At 58.7% G+C, this 20,277-nt stretch carries 15 protein-coding genes; 1 reads left to right on the top strand and 14 read right to left on the bottom strand.

Annotated features, from left to right (window positions below):
- Positions 1-20: 20 nt before the first annotated feature.
- The 3 genes from NVV94_RS09325 to NVV94_RS09315 form a co-directional block, all read right to left on the bottom strand.
- Entirely contained in the window at positions 21-1,340 is a 1,320-nt protein-coding gene (locus NVV94_RS09325) for an MFS transporter (protein WP_258446896.1), read from the bottom strand.
- Positions 1,341-1,565: 225 nt separating this feature from the next.
- The gene (locus NVV94_RS09320; protein ID WP_258446895.1) at positions 1,566-1,787 is read right to left on the bottom strand and encodes a hypothetical protein; all 222 of its coding nucleotides are present in this window, start codon (positions 1,785-1,787) and stop codon (positions 1,566-1,568) included.
- Between the two features lie 34 nt (positions 1,788-1,821).
- A complete protein-coding gene (locus NVV94_RS09315) occupies positions 1,822-2,985 on the bottom strand; it encodes an acyl-CoA dehydrogenase family protein (protein WP_258446894.1) in 1,164 nt (387 codons plus the stop codon).
- Between the two features lie 163 nt (positions 2,986-3,148).
- On the opposite strand from NVV94_RS09315, the gene NVV94_RS09310 reads away from it, so the two are divergent.
- Positions 3,149-4,201, top strand: coding sequence for an amidohydrolase family protein (locus tag NVV94_RS09310; protein ID WP_258446893.1), 1,053 nt, complete (start codon positions 3,149-3,151; stop codon positions 4,199-4,201).
- A 293-nt stretch (positions 4,202-4,494) separates the two neighbouring features.
- Here the strand turns inward: NVV94_RS09310 and NVV94_RS09305 are convergent, their stop codons facing one another.
- The 11 genes from NVV94_RS09305 to NVV94_RS09255 all read right to left on the bottom strand — a co-directional run bounded on the left by NVV94_RS09305 (position 4,495) and on the right by NVV94_RS09255 (position 20,268).
- The gene (locus tag NVV94_RS09305) at positions 4,495-5,529 is read right to left on the bottom strand and encodes an aromatic ring-hydroxylating dioxygenase subunit alpha (RefSeq protein ID WP_258446892.1); all 1,035 of its coding nucleotides are present in this window, start codon (positions 5,527-5,529) and stop codon (positions 4,495-4,497) included.
- A 418-nt stretch (positions 5,530-5,947) separates the two neighbouring features.
- Positions 5,948-7,420, bottom strand: a complete 1,473-nt coding sequence (locus NVV94_RS09300; protein ID WP_258446891.1) for a carotenoid oxygenase family protein — start codon at positions 7,418-7,420, stop codon at positions 5,948-5,950.
- A 44-nt stretch (positions 7,421-7,464) separates the two neighbouring features.
- Positions 7,465-8,424 (bottom strand): LysR family transcriptional regulator, encoded by a 960-nt coding sequence (locus tag NVV94_RS09295; RefSeq protein ID WP_258446890.1) that lies wholly within the window; start codon positions 8,422-8,424, stop codon positions 7,465-7,467.
- A 216-nt stretch (positions 8,425-8,640) separates the two neighbouring features.
- Entirely contained in the window at positions 8,641-9,735 is a 1,095-nt protein-coding gene (locus tag NVV94_RS26825; protein ID WP_408733489.1) for a methyl-accepting chemotaxis protein, read from the bottom strand.
- Positions 9,736-10,611: 876 nt separating this feature from the next.
- Positions 10,612-12,102 carry an aldehyde dehydrogenase gene (locus NVV94_RS09285; RefSeq protein ID WP_258446888.1) on the bottom strand — a complete coding sequence of 497 codons (1,491 nt, stop codon included), beginning with the start codon at positions 12,100-12,102 and terminating at the stop codon, positions 10,612-10,614.
- Positions 12,099-13,790 (bottom strand): GMC family oxidoreductase, encoded by a 1,692-nt coding sequence (locus tag NVV94_RS09280; RefSeq protein ID WP_258446887.1) that lies wholly within the window; start codon positions 13,788-13,790, stop codon positions 12,099-12,101. The genes NVV94_RS09285 and NVV94_RS09280 overlap by 4 nt, the downstream gene beginning before the upstream one ends.
- A 21-nt stretch (positions 13,791-13,811) precedes the next feature.
- Positions 13,812-15,263: an aldehyde dehydrogenase gene (locus tag NVV94_RS09275; protein ID WP_258446886.1), complete on the bottom strand. Its 1,452-nt coding sequence runs from the start codon at positions 15,261-15,263 to the stop codon at positions 13,812-13,814.
- 14 nt (positions 15,264-15,277) lie between these two features.
- A complete protein-coding gene (locus NVV94_RS09270; protein WP_258447654.1) occupies positions 15,278-16,687 on the bottom strand; it encodes an NAD-dependent succinate-semialdehyde dehydrogenase in 1,410 nt (469 codons plus the stop codon).
- Between the two features lie 53 nt (positions 16,688-16,740).
- Complete coding sequence (locus tag NVV94_RS09265) at positions 16,741-17,550, bottom strand: alpha/beta fold hydrolase (RefSeq protein WP_258446885.1); 810 nt, start codon at positions 17,548-17,550, stop codon at positions 16,741-16,743.
- On the bottom strand, positions 17,534-18,616 hold the full coding sequence (locus tag NVV94_RS09260) for an aromatic ring-hydroxylating dioxygenase subunit alpha (protein WP_258446884.1): 1,083 nt from the start codon (positions 18,614-18,616) through the stop codon (positions 17,534-17,536). Before NVV94_RS09260 ends, NVV94_RS09265 begins: the two co-directional genes overlap by 17 nt.
- A complete protein-coding gene (locus NVV94_RS09255) occupies positions 18,613-20,268 on the bottom strand; it encodes a GMC family oxidoreductase (RefSeq protein WP_258446883.1) in 1,656 nt (551 codons plus the stop codon). Before NVV94_RS09255 ends, NVV94_RS09260 begins: the two co-directional genes overlap by 4 nt.
- Positions 20,269-20,277 lie beyond the last annotated feature (9 nt).

Genomic DNA, 20,277 nt, shown 5'->3' with positions numbered 1-20,277 from the left:
AGCTATCCTGCCTGGCTACTTCAGGGGTGAACGCGGGTATTCAAGTCGCGGGCCATGCTCCTGCCAGCGAGGTAGTACACCATTGCCGCCAAGATGAAGCCCCCAGCACAGGTCACGATGGCACTGCGCAAGCCAATCACTGAGGCACCATGACAGGCCTGAGCCAGTATCGCTTCGGCATTCGCCGGAGCCATACCACCTGGGCATAGCGTGCTGTAATCACCGAGCGAAAAGGCGCGAGCGGCATAAAGGTCACTGGCTAAGCCAATAAACAGTGGCCCCAGGCCCATTCCAATGAGATTGAGTACAAATAGCAGGATGGCCGACGCCGATGCTCGCATCCGCGGCTCGGCCAGGTTCTGGGTCACAGCAAACGTTGGAGGTTGGTGAAACATCACGAACATACAACCGATGGCAATCCAAACCACGCTCAACTGCCAGCTCTCTTGCAGGAAACCGACTACGTAGCAAGGAGCAGCGGCGAGAAAACTCAAGGCCGGTACCCAGCCATACCATTTCTCTCCACGGCGCCCAGCCCAATCACTGATCACACCGCCCAGCGCACCACCAATCATCCCCGCACCGCCGGAAATGATCGCGAACATCAGCCCAGCCTTGGTGTAACTCATATCGAAGGCTCGGATCATGTACACCGGTATGAACAGATTGATACCGTAGACGGCAAACCCGCCCAACCCCGCACCTAGTGATATTCGACGAAACGTTGCCAGACCGAACAGTCGCTTCAATACGGTCACGAACGACGGGACATTGTCACTGTCCTGATAACACTCTTCGGACAGACCACGCTGGGGCTCGCGGAGTGTTGCGTACACCAGCAGGCCCAAGGCGATACCCGGCAAGCCCATTACGTAAAATGCCTCGCGCCAGCCATAGTGCTGCACCATCCATCCTCCCAGCACAGCACCGCCCGCGGCGCCCAGTGGCACGCCTAGGGAGAACAGGGCCAGGGCCGTGGCACGCCGCTCGCGAGGGAAGTGATCGGCAATCAGTGAATGTGCAGCAGGTACACACCCCGCCTCCCCCACCCCGACACCCATGCGAAACAGCAACAACTGAACAAAGTTACTAGCGGTGCCGCACAAGGCGGTCATTGTCGACCACACGATCACGCAACTGGCAATGATGCGAACACGGCTACGACGCTCTGCGAAACGAGCAATCGGTAATCCCAATACGGTATAGAACAGCGCGAATGCCAAGCCACCCAGCAACCCAAGCTGTAAGTCGCTCAGTTGCAAGTCCTCTTTAACGGCCTGGCCCACCGTCGCCATGATAATGCGATCCATGAAACTGGACGCATACACCAGCACCAGCATGCACAGCAGCCAGGCTCGGTAACCACGGGAGTTGAGTGTTGTTGACACGGGTGATTGCACAGACACGGGGGTCTGGTGGGTGCTGGAGATACTCATCACACACTCCTGCCGAGCCGCTGCACGGCTTCTATTTGTTGTTGAGACTGCTTAAGCCATAACTGCCACCTGCGTCCTTAGCCTAGCGACTTCAGGCAGCCATAGCAATGATATTTATATAAGGACGACTTAAATAAAAAGCACGCCTCCGACGACGCGCAATCCGGCCATGAACACGCAGATTCCAAGGCTTACATCGACTGCTTCAATTGCAATGACTTCGAAGGACTCAGCCGCTTCCTGTCGCTGGAAGACTGGCCCGACTTCATTGCCGGACCACTGCGCCTGGGCGAAAGCCTGCGCATCATCAGCCTGGTCCACTACCGGCTCGAGAACGGCCAGATCCGCCATATCAAGTCGGCCCGCTACAAGACCTATTGAGGCCTTACTCGTAGCGTTTGAGCATGGTCTTGGCGATGACCAGTTGCAGAACCTGACTGGTGCCTTCGTAAATGCGCATGGCCCGCGCATCGCGATAAAGGCGCTCGACCGGGTACTCAGCGACATATCCGCTACCACCGAAAATCTGCACGGCACGATCAGCGACGCGGCCCACCATTTCCGAACAGAAATATTTGGCAGAGGCCGCTAGCGTGCGTGCATCTTCGCCCTGTTGCAGGGCCTGACCCGCCCGCAGGGCCAGTGCCAGACCCGCGAGGTATTCGGCTTCAGAGTCGGCAAGCATCGCCTGGATCAATTGGAAATTCGCGATGGGCTGACCGAACTGTTTGCGCTGCAACGCGTAACGCGCCGCCTCGTCGATAATCCGCCGAGCCAACCCCACGGCAGAGGCGGCCACGCTGGCACGGCCGCTATCGAGCACCTGCATGGCAATGCGAAAGCCCTTACCTTCGTTTTGCGCCCCGCCAATGATGGCATCGGCCGGCACGCGAACATTCTCGAGAATCACATCGCAAATGGCTGAGCCTCGCTGGCCCATTTTCTTCTCTTGCTTGCCAATGTGCAGGCCTGGAGTACTGCGCTCCACAATAAAGGCGCTGATACCGTCCGCGCCAGGTTTACTCTTGTCCGTGCGGGCCATCACCGTGAAAATATCGGCGTGCAAGGCGTTGGTGATGAAACGCTTGGTACCGTTGAGCACATAGTGGTCACCGTCACGCACCGCCGTGGTTTTCAAGCTGGCAGCATCGGAGCCTGCCTCAGGCTCAGTCAGGCAGAAGGCCGCCCGGTATTCACCACTGGCCAACTTAGGCAGATAGCGTTGCTTCTGCTCGGGAGTGCCAGCCAACACAATGCCTTTGCTACCAATCCCCACGTTAGGCCAGAACACCAGGCGAAAGGCTTGGGAGGTCTGGCTAAACAGCATCTGTACCTGCATCTCCTGCTCGATATCCAGCTCCAGGCCTTCATATTCCTGAGGGATGCCCAAGCCGAAAAGCCCCATTTCGCGCATCTCGGCAACGATATCTTCCGGAACGGCGTTTTTCTCTTCGACGAGCTCTTCGAGAGGCATCAAACGGTTTTTCACGTAGCGTTCGACGGTATCCAGGAGTGCCTGAAAGCTTTGAGAATCAAATGCGCTTGCCATGGAGCAGATCCCTGTAGGTTGATTGGAGTTATGCGCAGTATGTAAGCCTATCTTATATAGATTGTAAAGCCTTCATTTTGATCAAAATAGCATGGACGCATCTTTACAACGTATGCAAACCTTATATACGTTATGCTTCCAATAACTCATCTGGAGCACAACAATGACAAACCAGAACCTGGGCAAGGCGCCCTATCGACGCATCGCCACCGAAGAAGCCTTCGCTCCGCCGGAAATGATCGATATCTATCGACGCATGACCACGGGCAAGACCCTGGATGATCCTGGCTTCAATACCATGTGGGGCTTTTACCTCAGCGGTACCAGTGAGCGGGCGCGCTTTATCATTGACGGCCTGGAAGATATGGAGTCTCAGCGCCTACGCCATATGGACGCTGCCGGTATCGACATGCAGATCCTCTCGCTGACATCCCCAGGCGTACAGGTCATGGACAAAGCCGACGCCGTTTCCTTCGCCCGCTACTCCAATGACTGGCTTGCAGAGGCCGTCGCACGTCACCCTAGCCGCCTCGCTGGCCTGGCCGCCGTAGCCCCTCAAGACCCCGCGGCGGCCGCCAAGGAGATTCACCGCGGAGTCACCGAACTTGGGCTCAAGGGGGTTATCATTAACTCCCATACTCATGGCGAATACCTGTCCGATCCCAAATTCTGGGAAATCTTCGAAGCCGCCGAAGCGCTGGATGTACCGATCTACCTACACCCCATGACGCCACCAAAAAACATGATCGAGCCGATGCTCGACTGTGGCTTGGACGGTGCCATTTTCGGCTTTGGGGTTGAAACCGGTATGCACGCCCTGCGCATCATCACAGCCGGCGTATTCGACCGTTTCCCCAAACTGCAGATGATCCTCGGGCACATGGGCGAGGCACTACCCTTCTGGATGTTCCGCCTGGACTACATGCATGCCGCGACCGTACGTTCAAAGCGCTACGCCAGCATGCAACCGCTCGAGCGCAAGCCCAGTGACTACCTCAAGGAAAACTTTTACATCACCAACAGTGGCATGGCCTGGGAGCCTGCGGTGAAATTCACCCAAGAGCAGATCGGCGAAGACCGCGTCATGTATGCCATGGATTACCCTTACCAATACGATCCTGCCGAAGTCACGGCCTTGGACAACATGAACATCAGTGACCAGGCCAAGAAGAAGTTCTTCGAGACCAATGCCACGCGACTTTTCAAGCTCGATTGACCCCCTGTCCCGTCCTGAAACAGGTTTAAACCTTTTTCAGGACGGGACACTGGATGCAAAAAGCCACCGCGCCAGGTTGTGTGAAAACACGCTGAAGGTACGCCAAGCAAACGCCCTGATTTGTTCGGGGCGTTTGCTGTTTCAGTCGATGGGAGGCTGCTTGCTACGCAGTTTCCAAGCGGATGCTGAAGGTCCGGGGGCGTTGTACGTCATCACGGCTGGCGTATTACAAGCAGAGCCAAGCTGGCCGGCACTAGAATCAATTCAGTGCCGGCATAGAGCGATCAGGTGGATCAACCTGCCGCGGAGGGAACCTCTACCGGAGCACTTGCGCCCCGTGCTTCCTCTTCCATCATCTGCTCAAGCAACTTGTTGAACTGAACAATGGCTTGGTCCGCGGCAAGCGGAATGACTCGCACTCCGGGCGAGCGCCGGATGGTACGCTGCTGCGCTTCCACGATGACCTTGTCCTCACTGAATGCTTGCTGGGCAATTTTTAGGAAAAGTTCTTTCTTGTCGGGCTCCTTTGACCAAGGACCAAACGCGAAGAAATAGCAGCTGGTAAACTCAGTGAGCGGGGTAACTGCCTGGCAGGACAGCGTCTTACGCAACGGCGCTACGCTTGAGTCCGGCTCTTGGCGGTTGAACTTCTCCGCCGTGCCCAGCGGATAGGTATCACCTCGAAGAAGGAAGATTCCCGGCACCAGAAAGTCGTAAGTGGTCCAGCGGTCCGTCTTCTCGCCATTCCCCACCCCAGCGGTTCCCTCAATCCAGCGAGAAACTCGAACCCCCCGCTCCAAACGCTGCACGCTTACCTTGGCATCAACCCACTGCTCTTCTGCAGCGAAGGAGTCGGAGGAGCCATGCACATAAGTCAAATGCGACAAATCCAGCAGATTGTCATTGATCAGGCGGTAGTGCGCGTCATAGTCCATTCGACCAGGAATCATCGACCAGTCAGAATGGAGATGGCCGACAAAGGGAGGAATCAAGCTTTCGTCAGCCTTTGCCGGATCCCCCATCCAGATCCATGCGGCACCGTGCAACTCCACTACTGGATAAGTCGGCACGCGGAGAAGGGGGGAAATCCTGTCCTGCCCTGGCACTTCGATGCACCGTCCATCATCCGCAAATTTCAATCCGTGATACATGCAGCGCAGCCCATCGCTTTCGAGACGCCCAACCGACAACGGGGCCAAGCGGTGGCAGCAGCGGTCAGCCAGGGCCACCAATTTGCCCTCTGCGTTTCTGAAGAGCACTATGGATTCTTCAAGAAGAGTGAACGGCTTGATTTCACCGGCAGGAAAGTCTTCTTTCCAGCCGACCATGTACCAACAATTCCTTACGTATTTCATAGCTAATCCTCTTGTAGTTGTTTGATGGATGCCGCCGGAACATGTGCGGCCGAATCAAGAATGAGGTCCGCTGCCTTCTCGCCGATCATCATCGCCGGCGCGCTGGTGTTACTCCCCGTCGCGTTGCAAGAGGTCAGCTACCTAATCGTGACGCATGAAGGCAGACTCCGGTGAGCAAGCGGCTTGGTTTTCCCGATTGCCCATCCGGAACTAGCAGCCCTGGTCTGCTCATATCGCCTCTATCAAGTCTCGAACGGGCCGTTACCTGCGTGAAAGGCCTTCATCCTGTTGCGCAGTCGCCTACCAGGGGCGCGTGCAATTCGGCAAAGCGGCGAAAACAAAAAGGCGTGACCATCCAACCAGCGGTCGCACTTTTGTACACCGTGATGGCTCAAACCACCGGCGCTTTGCCTTTGCTCAGCTGATCTGCAGGTACCCAGTTACCGTGCAAGCCGCTACGCAAGTGCGTCGGAATGTGGACCGTAGCAATAGGGCCTTCGTCGACATGTTGCGCATCGAGGATTACCAGTGCTGACGACATGGTCTCGTAGACATTCATCAACCCCATCAGATAACCATCGCCTTCGGGGGCGTTTGCATTGCGGGGGACAAAAACTGGCTCCTGCAGGGTGGTCTTCGGCCCGCAGAACCATTGTTTGCTGACTCCGGTGGCCATGTCGATATGGCCCCAAGCATTTATCAGAAGGCCGGAAATACTGCGTCCGGTGGCGGGATCCAGCGGCAGACTGGGATCCATGACACACAGGTAGCCGTGGCGATACGAGTGGCAGGCGTAGCGCTCATCGATCTTCGGGAATTCACCCGTCATGTTCGAGAGTGTGCGAGCTTCCCAGCTGCCATCCTTGGAGCTCAGGTCCAGGGTCCAGCGCGTCATACGCGCGGTGCCTCCTTCGCGATCGAACGGGGCGCCGGTGATGTCCGGGAAGAAGGGGAAGCCGTTGCTACGAGCTGCCGGCGTGTCGAAATGGATTTTGTTGCCGTCGTTGAACGCGTTCATCACATGGGAGCAGAACTGATTCGGCGCCCTGAACAGACGCAGGTCCTTGCCCTCGCCGCGGCGCGGCAGAACTGCAAGATAGACATCCTTCGAACTGTCCCAGCCGAATACCGGCTTGCCTTCACGAGCGCGTTCCAGGCTGGTGCAGACGGGCACGATGGGCCAAACCACGTAGTCTTCGGTAACGCCGAAGTCATGCATCAGGTTGGCATAGGGAACCTTGAACCAGGTTTCGTGAACCACTTGGCCGTGGCGGTCGATTACGTAGTAGGCGACATCGTCGGACCCTATGCCTTTGGCGTGGTAACCGAAGCCAATCATCTCCCCGGTCGCATAGTCATATTTCGGGTGAGCAGTGAACGCTTCGCTGGTCACCTTTCCGCCGAAGCTGGTATCGCCAATGGTTTCCAGAGTGAAGGGATCCATCTCCGTGGGAAGGCTGTCTTCCTTCATCGCATACAGGCGTCCCTCGTGGAAGAAAATATTGGTGTTGGCAGTGCTGCGACTGATGCCTTCCACACTCGGGTCGTCGGTGTACGGGTTGCGGTAGGCGCCGAACAGGGGACGGCCAGCCTTCTCCTCAGCGAGGAACTTTTGAGTACGGGCGTAGCGGGTCTTGAGGCTTACGCGCCCCTTCTCGAAACGGAACATGGAGATCATGCCGTCGCCGTTGAAGTAAATGTCATTCCCCAGCAGCGGTGGGTAGTGCGGGTCTGGCCCGACGCGATAGAACGCCCCTTCGATGTCCGGCAACTGACCCTCGATCTCCAGGTCGGGAATGTCGAGCTCCATGCGGTTTGGTCGGTTGAAGCCGGTATAGATTGGCAGTTGCGGGAAAGTCTTCATCGGGCGTCCTCGCTGAGGTTTTGTAATGGGACCGAGATGACAGGCTAAGTCGTATGTGGGCGTGCGGGTAGAGCCGAGGACGGAATCCGCTGTTCCGTTTCTGGAACGCTCTTGGCTCTGGAGTAGTTACTGAATTCCGCGCGCAGCACCTCGAGAAATGCGTTCAACCGTGCGGGTTGATGTCGTCGTTCGACGTAGGAGGCATAGGCTTGGGTGGGTGGTAACGAAAGCTCGGGTAGCAGGCGTTGCAAGCGGCCGGCGGCCACTTCAGCGGTGCACATGGCCACCGGCAGTATCGATAATCCGACCCCTTCCAGAACCAGTTGGAAAGCAACGCCAATTTCCGACACCAAGGCGCGCACTTTTGCACTGTCGGCGTTGCCGGCCCCAACTGGCCAGGTACCGTCGCGCAAATGTGTGTCCAGCAAAACCCAATCGACCTTTGCAAGGTCTTCGATTGAGTTTGGTTTACCTGAGCGTGCGATGAACTCTGGGCTCGCGTAGAGCCCCCGTTCCAGTTCTGCTAGTAAGCGGCTAGGTAGATTTGGATTGCCAACCCGGCCGACATGAATGGCAACGTCATAGGCGCTTTCGCCGAGGTCTACCGGATTGTTGGTCGCCATTATCTCCAGTTTAACCTGGGGGTACTGGCGGGCGAAGCAAGCAATTACGCGGGTCACCACCGCTCCGCCGAAGCCGAAGGGCATGCTGATGCGAAGGGTACCGGTGGGCTCCGAGTGCGTCTCGCTTGCTAGGTCGGTGACGCTCGCCACTTCAGTGCGGATGCGCTCACAGTGCTCCAGGATTGCCTTCCCGGCTTCAGTGAGCATAACGCCCCGGGCATTGCGCTTGACCAGGACCAATTCCAACTTCTCCTCCAGAGCCCGCAATTGGCGGCTGAGGGTGGCCTTGGGTACACCGCAACGAACGCTTGCGCGGGCCAGGCTCCCGGCAGTGGCGATCTCGTGAAAAAGCATCAGTGCATTCAGATCGATGGACGGCACGAAGGAACCTGCTAAGTAAGGATACCTGATTAATAGTACCGCAGATGAAACCTTGGGTGGTGGGACGGGGGAATGTAGCCGCGCTTGCGCAGGTCTGGGCTCGACGCCTGGCGGGGCTCTATGGCCGGTGGATTGTCAGCCCACCATCGCTACGTTCAGGAGGTTACCCCATGCAGTGCGAGGGGTGTACCCAACCGCGCATACACGAGACTCATATCAGACCCGGAATGCCCCCGCTACCTCGCGCAGCGAAGCCGATAGTCCATCCAGGTCTGCTGCCACCGCAGCTGCTTCACGTGCTGATCGATTATTCTCGGCAACCATGTCAGTCACCTGCTGGACCCGCAAAGCCAGATTCTGAGCGGCCTCGCTCTGTTCGGCCAACAATGCGGCAATCTCATCAACGGTCTGGCTAACGCGCCCTGCGCTGGAGTGGATGGCCTGCATGCAATCAGAAGCCTCGTCGGACAGTCGCCGGCCGCCTTCGACACCGCTGACGACCTCTGTCATATCCCCCACAGCACTCTGCGCCGAGCGTTGCATTTCCTGAACCACCTGGCTGATCTCCTCAGTCGAGCCAGCCGTGCGCTCAGCCAACTGCCGAACCTCATCCGCCACGACGGCGAAACCACGGCCAAGATCGCCTGCCCTAGCAGCTTCAATAGCAGCGTTTAATGCGAGCAGGTTTGTCTGGTCGGCAACGTCGCGAATCACCTTCATGACGCCCGAGACTTGAATAGTCTGAACGCCGAGCGCTTGGACCTGGTCACCCGCAACCGAAACGCATCCTAAGATTCGCTCCATCTCAACGCTGTTGCGCAAGGTGATCTTGCCGCCACGCTCTGCCTCACAAGCCGCTTCACGGGCGAGTTCCAGAGCACGCTGGGTACCTTCGGAAATGCTTTGGATACTGCTGGTCATTTCGCGAATGGCCATCGCCATCTCCTGCGCCGCCTCGCTCTGTCCACTAGAAGACTGCGAGACCTGCTGCGACATGGCCGATAAGCTTCCCGATGCAGTCGATACAGACTCGGCGTAGGTGGAAACCTCTCGAAGCGAGAGTCGAAGACGTTCCTGCAACTCATTGAAAGCCTGTGCCGCCTGGCCTACTTCTGCTGCGCCATTTGTGTCCACATGCCCGGTGAAATCCTTGCTTGACGCAGCCTTAACGATGGCGGCTCGCAATCGCTCCAGCGTCCCGACAATGCTGCGCCCCACCAGGGCCGAACCAATGAGCAACGTCAGCGCCGCGACAACGAAAAAGCCACCGATCCCCCATTGAGAACCGCTGCGTACCTGCTGCGCTACCATCCGGTCAGCCTGAACCTGGGCGGTGGTCGAGGCGATAAGTCCCTCAAGCCCTTCAGCAACCGCCAAGCTGGCTGAGGTAACGGCCAATCCGTAGCTGCGCAACATCTGGACATGCTGCAGCACCTGGGCCCAGTGCTGCGCAGAAACGATCTGCTGTAGCGAATCCTCGGCCTGCTTCCCCTCCTCGCGCCACTCCTGCCAGTGGTCCTCGAACGCCTCCCAGCCAGGGGGTTTCGTCGACTGCGACATTGCCTTGAGGTAGCGCGCCATACCCTCGGCTGCTTGGCGATCAGCTTCTCGCTTGGAGTCGAGGACCTCCTGAAAATAGGTATGCGCTTGTTCAAGCGAGGCATCGGGCTTAGTCGCCGCATAGGCGTCTAGTTCATCAATGTAGGAACCAAGGCTATTAGCCAAAATGATTTGCCCATCTAGTTGAGCAATGCGCACGGTCATCAGACTGGTAAGGGCTGGCACACTTCGTTCGCTGATTGCATCCAGCACTGTGCCAAGACGTCCGGCAGCAAGAACCCCGGAGAGCCCCACCGCAATCAAAGCGCCAAGGGAAAGCAGAGCCACGCCCGCCAGGCGGGCTCTAATCGTCAGATTCAACATGATAGTCTCGATATGTCTAGCGAAACGCACTTGCACTGGCGTGCCGGAGGATGGCGGCTTAATCCCCTCCTAGTAGCAGATTTCCCTAATCGCACTGGCGCCCCAGTGCAGTGGATGCAAGTGATTCAAGCGAAGCCCTATTGGCTCGCAGGGAGGGAAGGAGAGCGGTGTCACGCCCCCCTTTGTGTACGACGATCAAGCACACACGCCGTGGTGGGTTGGGCTAGCGTTCACCACTAGCCACACCCCCATCATGGCCCGGGTTCACAGCCCGACGATTACAGACTTGGTTTCGGTGTAGGCAAGAACCCCTTCCTGCCCATTTTCTCGTCCGACACCCGATTCCTTGAAGCCGCCGAAGGGTAAGGCGAAGTCCATGCCAAACGGGGTGTTGACCTTAATCGCTCCGGCCTTCAGCTTGCGAGCCAGGCGGTGTGCGGTGCTGATGTCACGGGTCCAGACCGAGGCAGCCAGTCCGTAAGGGCTGTCATTACCGCGCTCGGCCAAGGTATCCAGGTCTTCGTCATCGAAGATCATGGCGCTGAGTACCGGCCCGAAGATCTCCTCGCGGAACACGCTCATCTGCGGTGTGGTATGAGCCAGCACGGTCGGGTTGACGAAATAGCCTTCACGGTCAGGCGACTGCCCGCCCACCACCACTTGCGCACCCTCCCTGCGACCAGCTTCGATGAAACCGCTGACACGCTGCTTCTGCTCGAGGGAAACCAGCGGACCAATTTCAGTACCTTCATCCGTACCCGCGCCTACACGCAGTTGCTGGGCCCGGGCAGAAATACCTTCCAGCACCTGGTCATAGACCTTGCGGTGTACATACAAACGAGAGCCGGCCACGCACACCTGCCCAGAGTTGCTGAAAATCCCTTGTACTGCGGCCGGAATAGCACGCTCAAGATCTGCGTCGGCGAAGATGAAAGTGGGCGACTTGCCGCCCAGCTCCAAAGTGACACGCTTGAGTGTACGCGCCGCCGCAGCCATGATCGCCTTGCCGACCGAGGTTGAACCGGTAAACGAGATTTTGTCCACCATCGGATGCTCGACCAGCGCCTTGCCCGCCGACTCCCCAAGCCCGGTGACCAGATTGAACACCCCTGGCGGAAAGCCCGCTTGCTCGATCAATTGCGTCAGGCGCACGGTGGTCAGGGGCGTTTGCTCGGCAGGTTTCAATACAATGGTGCAACCAGCAGCCAAAGCGGGGGCCAGCTTGCCCACCGCCATCAACATCGGGAAGTTCCAGGGAACGATCTGGCCTACTACCCCGACGGGTTCGCGCACCGTATAGGCATGGTGCTCACCAGGCACTGACACGGGAATGGTCTCGCCCGTCAGTTTGGTTGCCCAGCCCGCGTTGTATCGCAGGATTTCCGGAGCACCGTTCATGTCGATCATCCGTGCAGCGGCCAGTGGCTTGCCGTTGTCCAGCGATTCGAGCAACGCTAGCTCGTCGGCATGGGTACTAATCAGCTCCGCAAGCTTCCACAGCAGATGGGTGCGTTGGGCACCGTTCATCTTTGACCATGGGCCACTGTCGAACGCTCGGCGTGCCGCACGTACCGCCAGGTCGACATCCGCGCTTGCGCCTGCAGCAGCGTGAGCAAATACTTTCCCTGTCGCCGGGTTGAAGACCTCAAAGGTCTCACCAGACTGGGCTGCCTGCCAGTGACCATCGATATACAGTTGCTGTGGCTGGGCGAGAAAGCCCGACTGCAGCGTTTGAATGCGCTCTTGTACGGTCATGATGACAACTCCTGATTATCAATGGCTTGAGGGGTAGAGGCTGCGTTCTGTCGTGTAGCACTTGAAGTGGAATTTGAGCGTCCCAACACCAGATCGGCACCTTTTTCGCCGATCATGATCGCCGCAGCATTGGTATTGGCGCCGGGAACCGTAGGCATGATCGAGGCATCGATCACGCGCAGCCGACCTACCCCGTGCACCCGAAGTTGCGGGTCCACTACTGCCAGCGGACCATGGCCCATGCTGCAGGTGCCTACAGGGTGCTGAGTAACCCCAGCCGTTTCGCGGATAAAGGCGTCCAGTTGGGCGTCGCTATGGATCTCGATGCCCGGCAAGACTTCGGCGCCGACCCAGTCGGCCTGGGGCCGGGTAGCATAAATCCTGCGTACCGCTTCGATGCCTCGCCTCAGCGTGGCAAAATCTTCTTCATTATCGAAAATGTTCAACTGCACTTTCGGTGGGTCGGCCGGGTTACGCGAACGCAGGGTCATCCAGCCACGGCTTTGCGGATGCAGCAGGCAGATCGACACGGACAGGCGATGAGACTTGGGTTTGACCACACCGGGAAACCAGAGCCCGGCATCGAGGCGAACCGGGTTGCACAACAACTGGATATCGGGCTGCTCCAAGTCATCCCGGGTACGCAGCACGATGTTGCAGCTATTGATCTGGCTGGCGAATGCCCCCGTACCGAACAATTTCCACCGCACCACCGACCACAAAGCCTTGTCCAGGCGCAGCTCGTTGATGAAGGTCACCGGCCGGCTGGCTTCAAAGTCGATGTTGACCCGTGGGTGCTCCGACAGGTTGCGGCCTACCCCGGGGAGTTCCTTGAGTACCTCGATGCCATGACGCTGCAATTCGTCACGGGGGCCGATGCCTGACAGCATCAACAGTTGCGCTGAGTTGTAGGTACCACTACTGAGGATCACTTCACGCTGGGCCATGGCCCGTTGCAGCTGGCCGTCCTTGAGGTACTCGACGCCTACGGCACAGCCATTGTCCAGCAGTACCCGCTGGGTCAGCGCCTGGGTGATGACCGTCAGGTTCGGGCGCTTGAGCGCACCGTGCAGGTAGGCACGCGCCGTACTGGCGCGGCGCCCGCGCGCATCGATGGTCACTTCACCCCGGGCAAACCCTTCCGGCTGCGCATCCAGATCATCGCTGGTCTGGTACCCCACCGCTTCGGCAGTTCGCATCAACGGCTCGTGCAGGCGCCCCCGGGTTTCGATCGGCGTAATGCTCAAAGGGCCTGTACCGCCATGCAGGGCGTCACTGCCGCGCCAGCTGCATTCGGCACGTTTGAAATAGGGCAGCACATCGGCATAGCCCCACCCTTCGCAGCCCATGTCGCGCCATTGATCGTAGTCACGTGGATGGCCACGCATGTAGAGCATGCCATTGATCGACGACGAACCGCCCAAGGCCTTGCCCCGGGGTATCAGGATTGATCGACCATTGAGGGTGGGCTCGGCCTCGGACTTGTAGTCCCAGATAAATTCAGGCCGACGCAGAGCCTTGAGAAAGCCCATGGGCATGGTCAATAAAAACCTGCGATCACTCCCCCCTGCTTCCAGCACCAGCACCGAATACCGTCCGTCTGCGCTCAAGCGCTCGGCAAGCACGCAGCCTGCCGAACCTGCGCCGACAATGATGTAGTCGTAACCCGCTTTTGTTGTTGTGTGCATATCAGGTTCAACTCATGTGCTTCAAAGAGGAAAATGCCCAACCTGGGTTTCCACGGTAATCCAGCGCAAGTCCGTGAACTCATCAATCCCGGCCGTGCCGCCAAACCGTCCATAACCACTGGCCTTCACGCCGCCAAAGGGCATCTGTGCTTCATCGTGCACCGTGGCACCGTTGATGTGGCAGATGCCGGAATCGATCCGTTTGGCAACCCGCAAGGCGCGGGCGATGTCGCGACTGAAAATTGCTGCCGATAGCCCGTACTCGCTGTCATTGGCTACAGCGATGGCCTGGGTCTCGTCTTTGACCCGCACCACGCAGACCACCGGACCGAAACTTTCTTCATGGTAAATGCGCATGTCGGGGGTGACGTGGTCGAGCACTGTGGCATCCATCAGCAACTCCCCCTTGGCAGCACCGCAGACCAAAGTGGCCCCTTTGGCCAAGGCATCATTGACAAGCACCTGCAGGGCTAGGGCCGAGCGCTTGTCTACCACTGAGCCAAGAGGGCTGCGGCCCTCGCGCGGGTCACCCGCTGTGAGGGTCGCGGCCTTGCTGGCCAGCTTGTCGACGAACGCGTCGGCAACCTGCTCATCCACGACTAGCCGCTCGGTGGACATACAGATTTGCCCTTGATTCATGAACGCGCCGAATGCTGCCGCCTTCACGGCCTCGTCCAGATCCGCATCGTCGAGGACCAGCAACGGTGCCTTTCCGCCTAGTTCGAGTAGCACTGGTTTTAGCTGGCGCGCAGCCGATTCCGCTATCAGTCGGCCCACTCGGGTAGACCCGGTGAAGTTGATGCGCCGCACCGCGGGATGCTCGATCACCGCCTCGACCACCGCCGCAGCCTCCTGCGCGCTATGACTGATAACGTTCACCACCCCGCTGGGAAAGCCTGCTTCACAGAGGGCTTCTCCGATCAGGTAGTGGGTATAGGGACAGATTTCCGACGCTTTGAGTACGACCGTGTTGCCGCATGCCAACGGCCAGGCCAGTGCACGCACCCCCAGAATCACCGGTGCATTCCAGGGTGCTATGCCGAACACCACGCCAGCGGCCTGGCGAATACCCATGGCCAGGCAACCGGGTTTGTCCGACGGAATGACCTGACCGGTAATCTGAGTGGTGATGGCAGCCGCTTCACGCAACATATTGGCCGCCAGCATTACGTTGAAACGGGCCCAACCAGCAGTGGCGCCGATTTCAGCAGCCATGGCCGTTACAAATTGCGGCTCCTTGGCTTGCAGGCAATCCGCTGCCCGAAGCAGCAATGTGCGCCGGGCATTCGGCCCTGTCTCGCTCCAGCCGAGAAACGCCTGTGCGGCGGCGTCGACCGCGCGCCGCGCATCGTCAGGGCTTGCGGCGGCGGCGCAGGTGGCCACCTCGGCGGTCAGTGGGTTCAGGCGCTCGAATGTTCGCTGCTGACTGGCTGCAGTCGGATTATTATCTATCAACAATTGGCAATGATGCATGATCCCTCCCGGGTTCAGCCTTGGCTGATCTGCTTAATGGTCAGGCAGGCTTCAAGTCCTTCGATGGCGTTTTCAGCACCATGGCCGCTATCCTTGATCCCGCAGAACGGGGCATCGGCCGAGCCTACAGCCGTCGTGTTGATGCCGACCATCCCTGCCTCCAACGCATCGCCCACGAGAAGTGCGGTTTTCGCCGATTGGGTAAAGGCATAGGCGGCCAGGCCAAAAGGCAGTCTGTTGGCCTGTTCGATGACCTCATCAAAAGTCCTGAACGGCTGTATCAGTGCCAGCGGACCGAAGGGTTCCTCATTCATGACCCGTGCACTAAGGGGCAATTGGCTAATCACCGTGGGCTCGAAGAAGTACCCTCCATCGAGCGCGATAGGATGACCGCCAGTGTGAATCTGCCCGCCTTGGCGACGGGCGTCCTCAACCAGTGCCTGTATCGCTTCGACACGCCGCTCGTGGGCCAGCGGCCCCATGCGTGTACTTGCTTGCAGGCCGTTACCGACCGTCACGGCGCGGGCACGCAAGGTAAACTCTTCAAGAAAGCGCGAGTAGACGTTTTCCTGGACATAAAATCGGGTCGGCGAGATGCACACCTGACCGGCATTGCGATACTTGCTGCCCACCATCAGGTTCAGCGCCTGATCCAGATCGGCGTCATCGAACACCAGAACGGGGGCGTGCCCTCCCAGTTCCATGGTCGTACGCTGGCCACCGTCGGCCGCCAGTTTCATCAGGTGCCTGCCGACCGCAGTCGAGCCGGTGAACGACAGCTTGCGGATGATGGGAGATGCCAGCAGGTGCCGCGAGACCTGGTCCGGTACCCCGTAGACAATGTTCATGACGCCTGCCGGCAATCCAGACTCGATCAAGGCTTGAGCGATCAGCATCGCCGAGGCCGGTGCTTCTTCTGGCGGTTTGAGAATGACCGAACAACCGGCACCGATCGGCGCGCCCAGCTTGCGCGCCGGGTTGCCCAACGGAAAATTCCAGGGCGCGAACGCTGCCACGGGGCCCACGGGTTCCTTGACGACCATTGTGCGCGAACCGGGTTGACGCGGAATCACCCGTCCATACGCACGTCGCCCCTCTTCGCCATACCACTCCAGGCATTCGGCGGCGGCTTGCAGCTCAATGCGGGTTTCTCCCAAGGGCTTGCCCTGCTCGAAAGTAGCAATGGCGGCGATCTCATCGCGCCGCGCCAGCAACCAGTCCGCAGCGCGGCGTAGCACTCGCGCCCGCTCCAGCGCTGGCGTGGCCCGCCACAGCGCAAATCCACGCTGTGCAGACTCTAGCGCACGGTCAAGGTCGTCAGCTGTAGCCAATGGCACCTGGCCGATGATTGCGCCAGTGGCGGGGTTGATGACCGGCTGGGTATCGCGGCCGTCGGCAGCAATCCATTGGCCATCGATGTACATCTTGATCTCGGGGTAGTTCACGGCAGGCCTCTCATGAGTAAATGATGAATTCGTCAGCTCCTGTCCGGCTCCGACAGGAAGTGCAGTACCCGCTCATTGAACAGGGTCGGATTTTCAAGGCTGCTGAGATGAGCCACGCCTTGTAACGTGATTAACGTAGAACCGCTCACGGCCGACGCGATTCCCTGCGCGGCCATCTGCAGTGGTGGCGGCTCATCTGCTCCGCAGATCACCAGCACCGGGAGCTCAATTGCACCGAGTGACTGGCGCAGATCGACATCCCTCAAAACGGCAAGATTGGCGATGAACCCCTGCACGGACATCGAGGCCATCCGCGCCACCAGGTTGTTGGTCAAATGCGGTTCGCGGGCCTTGAAATCATCACTGAGCCAGCCATGGATCATTGTCCGTGCAATCTCGGCCAGCCCCTCTTCCCGAGCCTTTTCAGCCAGTGCCGCAAACCCCTCCTTTCTGGGAATAAATGCTGCGCTGTTGGCAACCACCAGCCGCTCAATCAGCCCGGGCATTTCAGCCGCCAGCCATAACCCGCACATCCCGCCCTGGGATAGCCCGACAAAATGAGTACGATTCACCTCGAGTGCAGCGAGCACTGCCAGAGCATCACGGCCTAATGTGTCGACGCCGAATTCGGTTTCGGGACTGTCGGAGCGACCATGACCGCGACTGTCATAGCGAATGACTTTGAAATGCTCCGCAAGTGCTGCCGCAAGTTCATCCCAGAAGCTCAGATCACAGCCTAGAGGGTGGCTTAGCAGCACTGCTGGCGCGTCGAAGTTGCCCTCCACTTGGCAATGAATCAAGCAGCCATCAAAGCTGGGTATCCACTTATTGATGCACTGCATCGGTCACGACCTCCTTAAAGTTGAGATGACTGCCCTGACCTGCCTGCGCGGCGATCAGCTCATCAAACATGCGATTGAAGGCCATGACGGCCTGGTCCATCGCCAGCGGTATCACGGCAACCCCCGGCGAACGATCAATGCACTTTTGCTGCGCCTCGATGATCTGCTGGTCCTCGGCAAAAGCATTTTTGGTCATTTGGAGAAACAGATGTTTTTTATCGGCGTTCTCAGCGTTCGGGCCGACGGCAAAGAAGTAGCTCGTGGTCTTCTCGGTGAGGGGTGTGACTGCCTGGCAGGTGAAGGTCTTACGCAGCGGCGGCAGGTCTGCCGGCGGCTCCTGGCGATTGCAGCGTGCCGCCGTCCCCGCCTCGAATACGTAGATGTACAGGAGGAAAACGCCAGGCACGAGGAAGTCAAACGTGCTCCAGTGATCGGTTATTTCGTCCGACTGCCCGAGGATACCGGGTCGGCGGGCAGATTCGATCCAGCGCCCGACACGGACACCGCGCGGTATCTGCTGCACCTGCATTTTTGACAAAGCCCATTGATCTTCGGCTGCAAACGAATCCGCCGCATTGTGCACGTAGGTCAAATGGGAAAGGTCCAGCAGGTTGTTGTTGATTAGCCGGTAATGGGCCTGGTAATCCATCTGCCCGGGCAGCATCGCCCAGTCGGGATGGTTGATCCCGATGAATTCAGGGATCAGCTGTTCGTCCGCCTCACCCTCACCCATCCACAGCCAGACCGCACTGTGGCGTTCCAACGCGAGGTAACTGCGCACCCGTACTTTTGGCGAAATGCGATCCTGCCCGGGGATCTCGATGCAGGCGCCCTGGGCATTGAACTTCAGACCGTGATACATGCAACGCACGTCATCACCTTCGAGGCGGCCGCAGGACAAGGGCGCCAGGCGGTGACAGCAACGATCCTCAAGGGCACCGAACGAGCCATCGCTTTTGCGGAAGATAATCACGGCCTCACCCAACAAGGTGAACGGCACGAGCGTCTCCGGAGCAAAATCGTCTGCCCATCCGACCATGTACCAGCACTCTTTCAAATACTTCATTGGTTCATTCCCATTGGTGAGGTAATTAATTCAGGCTTCGATACGCTACTTACTGGTTTGCACAAGATCAGGTCGGCAGCCTTTTCCGCGATCATGATCACTGGCGCATTGGTATTGCCGCCCACAATGCGTGGCATTACCGACGCGTCGGCCACCCGCAACCCTTCGATGCCATGCACACTCAGTCCGGCATCCACTACCGCGTCGGCACCCAAGCCCATGGCGCAGGTACCGGCAGGATGAAACGCAGTGCCAATCATGCTGCGTACAAACTGATCGATCTCACTATCACTCTGGACAGTGGTACCCGGCACTAGCTCATGGCTGACCAATCGTGCAGCCGGCTGCGTTGCAAAGAACTCACGCATGCCGCGCACGGCACGACGAAAGAACAACCGATCACTTTCGGCCTGCAGCAGGTTGAACTGGATCGCTGGCTTGGCGAGGGGATCTGCCGAACGTAGCTGAACATGACCCTTGCTGTCGGGTCGCAAGCACACATTGGCGGTGGAAAGCTGATGACCAACACCCTTACCTACCAGTGGGTACCAGACCTTGGCATGACCTGCCACGGGACTGATCAGCGTCTGGCCATCGGGGCGGTCCAGCCCCACTTCACTGTGATAGAACAGCATGCCGCTGACCGGTAGCCCAGCCGCAGGCCCGGTGCCGAACAACTTCCACTGAATCACCGAACGGGCCAAACGGTCGTAGCGCAATTGCGAGTCGAAGGCAATCGGACCGTTGGCGGCGAACTCTACCCGGATGGAATGGTGATCCTGAAGACTCTGCCCGACACCGGGCAGGTCCAGGTGCACGTCGATGCCGTGCTTGCGAAGTGACAGGGCCGGGCCAATACCCGAGAGCATCAACAACTGTGGTGAGTTGAACGCACCACCACTGAGGATGACCTCGCGATCGGTGAACACCTGATGGCGCTGGCCATGCTCGATGTACTCCACCCCGATGGCCCGATGGCCCTTGAACAACACGCGAGTGGTCATACAGCCCGTTCGCACTACCAAGTTGTGCCGAGCACGTACTGGGTGCAGAAATGCCTGCGAAGTGCTTGCCCGACGCCCCTTGGCAACGGTGAAGTCAGGCGCGCCGAAGCCTTCCTGATCCTCACCGTGGAAGTTATCGACCGAGCGATGTCCCAATCGCTGCGCGGTCCGTGCCAGGTCATCGTAAAGGTGCGCATCACCTTGGTGTCGAGAAACACCCATGAGCCCCTCGCCTCCGTGGAAACGTGACGTGCCACGCCAGTTACACTCACTGCGACGAAAGTACGGCAGCACATCCTCATAGCCCCATCCTTTCAACCCCATGTCCCGCCACTCGTCATAGTCGCGGGAATGGCCGCGGGCATAGAGCATTCCGTTCACCGATGAGCATCCACCCAGGACCTTGCCGCGAAAAACCGGAAGGCGGCGATTGTCGGCATAAGGCTCCGGTTCGCTCACATAGCCCCAGTCAATAGCCGGGTTGGTGAACATGTTGCGGAACGCCAACGGCATACTCATGTAGGGCATGTTGTCCGTACGTCCAGCTTCTAGTAGGAGCACGCGGTGAGAAGGGTCGGCGCTCAACCGATTGGCCAGCACACACCCGGCCGAACCGGCGCCAACGATGATGAAATCGAAAGTGTTCATCCGTTAGCC

The sequence above is a fragment of the Pseudomonas sp. LS1212 genome, from assembly GCF_024741815.1.
Classification (GTDB): Bacteria; Pseudomonadota; Gammaproteobacteria; order Pseudomonadales; family Pseudomonadaceae; genus Aquipseudomonas.
This window is presented reverse-complemented; position numbering and strand designations above follow the sequence as displayed.

Coding starts and splice junctions, on each gene's coding strand:
- NVV94_RS26825 (WP_408733489.1), bottom strand. CDS start 9,735: ATGGTAGCGCAGCAGGTACGCAGCGGTTCTCAATGGGGGATCGGTGGC.
- NVV94_RS09300 (WP_258446891.1), bottom strand. CDS start 7,420: ATGAAGACTTTCCCGCAACTGCCAATCTATACCGGCTTCAACCGACCA.
- NVV94_RS09305 (WP_258446892.1), bottom strand. CDS start 5,529: ATGGTCGGCTGGAAAGAAGACTTTCCTGCCGGTGAAATCAAGCCGTTC.
- NVV94_RS09280 (WP_258446887.1), bottom strand. CDS start 13,790: ATGCACACAACAACAAAAGCGGGTTACGACTACATCATTGTCGGCGCA.
- NVV94_RS09285 (WP_258446888.1), bottom strand. CDS start 12,102: ATGACCGTACAAGAGCGCATTCAAACGCTGCAGTCGGGCTTTCTCGCC.
- NVV94_RS09255 (WP_258446883.1), bottom strand. CDS start 20,268: ATGAACACTTTCGATTTCATCATCGTTGGCGCCGGTTCGGCCGGGTGT.
- NVV94_RS09315 (WP_258446894.1), bottom strand. CDS start 2,985: ATGGCAAGCGCATTTGATTCTCAAAGCTTTCAGGCACTCCTGGATACC.
- NVV94_RS09275 (WP_258446886.1), bottom strand. CDS start 15,263: ATGCATCATTGCCAATTGTTGATAGATAATAATCCGACTGCAGCCAGT.
- NVV94_RS09260 (WP_258446884.1), bottom strand. CDS start 18,616: ATGAAGTATTTGAAAGAGTGCTGGTACATGGTCGGATGGGCAGACGAT.
- NVV94_RS09270 (WP_258447654.1), bottom strand. CDS start 16,687: ATGTACATCGATGGCCAATGGATTGCTGCCGACGGCCGCGATACCCAG.
- NVV94_RS09310 (WP_258446893.1), top strand. CDS start 3,149: ATGACAAACCAGAACCTGGGCAAGGCGCCCTATCGACGCATCGCCACC.
- NVV94_RS09320 (WP_258446895.1), bottom strand. CDS start 1,787: ATGGCGGATCTGGCCGTTCTCGAGCCGGTAGTGGACCAGGCTGATGAT.
- NVV94_RS09325 (WP_258446896.1), bottom strand. CDS start 1,340: ATGCTGGTGCTGGTGTATGCGTCCAGTTTCATGGATCGCATTATCATG.
- NVV94_RS09265 (WP_258446885.1), bottom strand. CDS start 17,550: ATGCAGTGCATCAATAAGTGGATACCCAGCTTTGATGGCTGCTTGATT.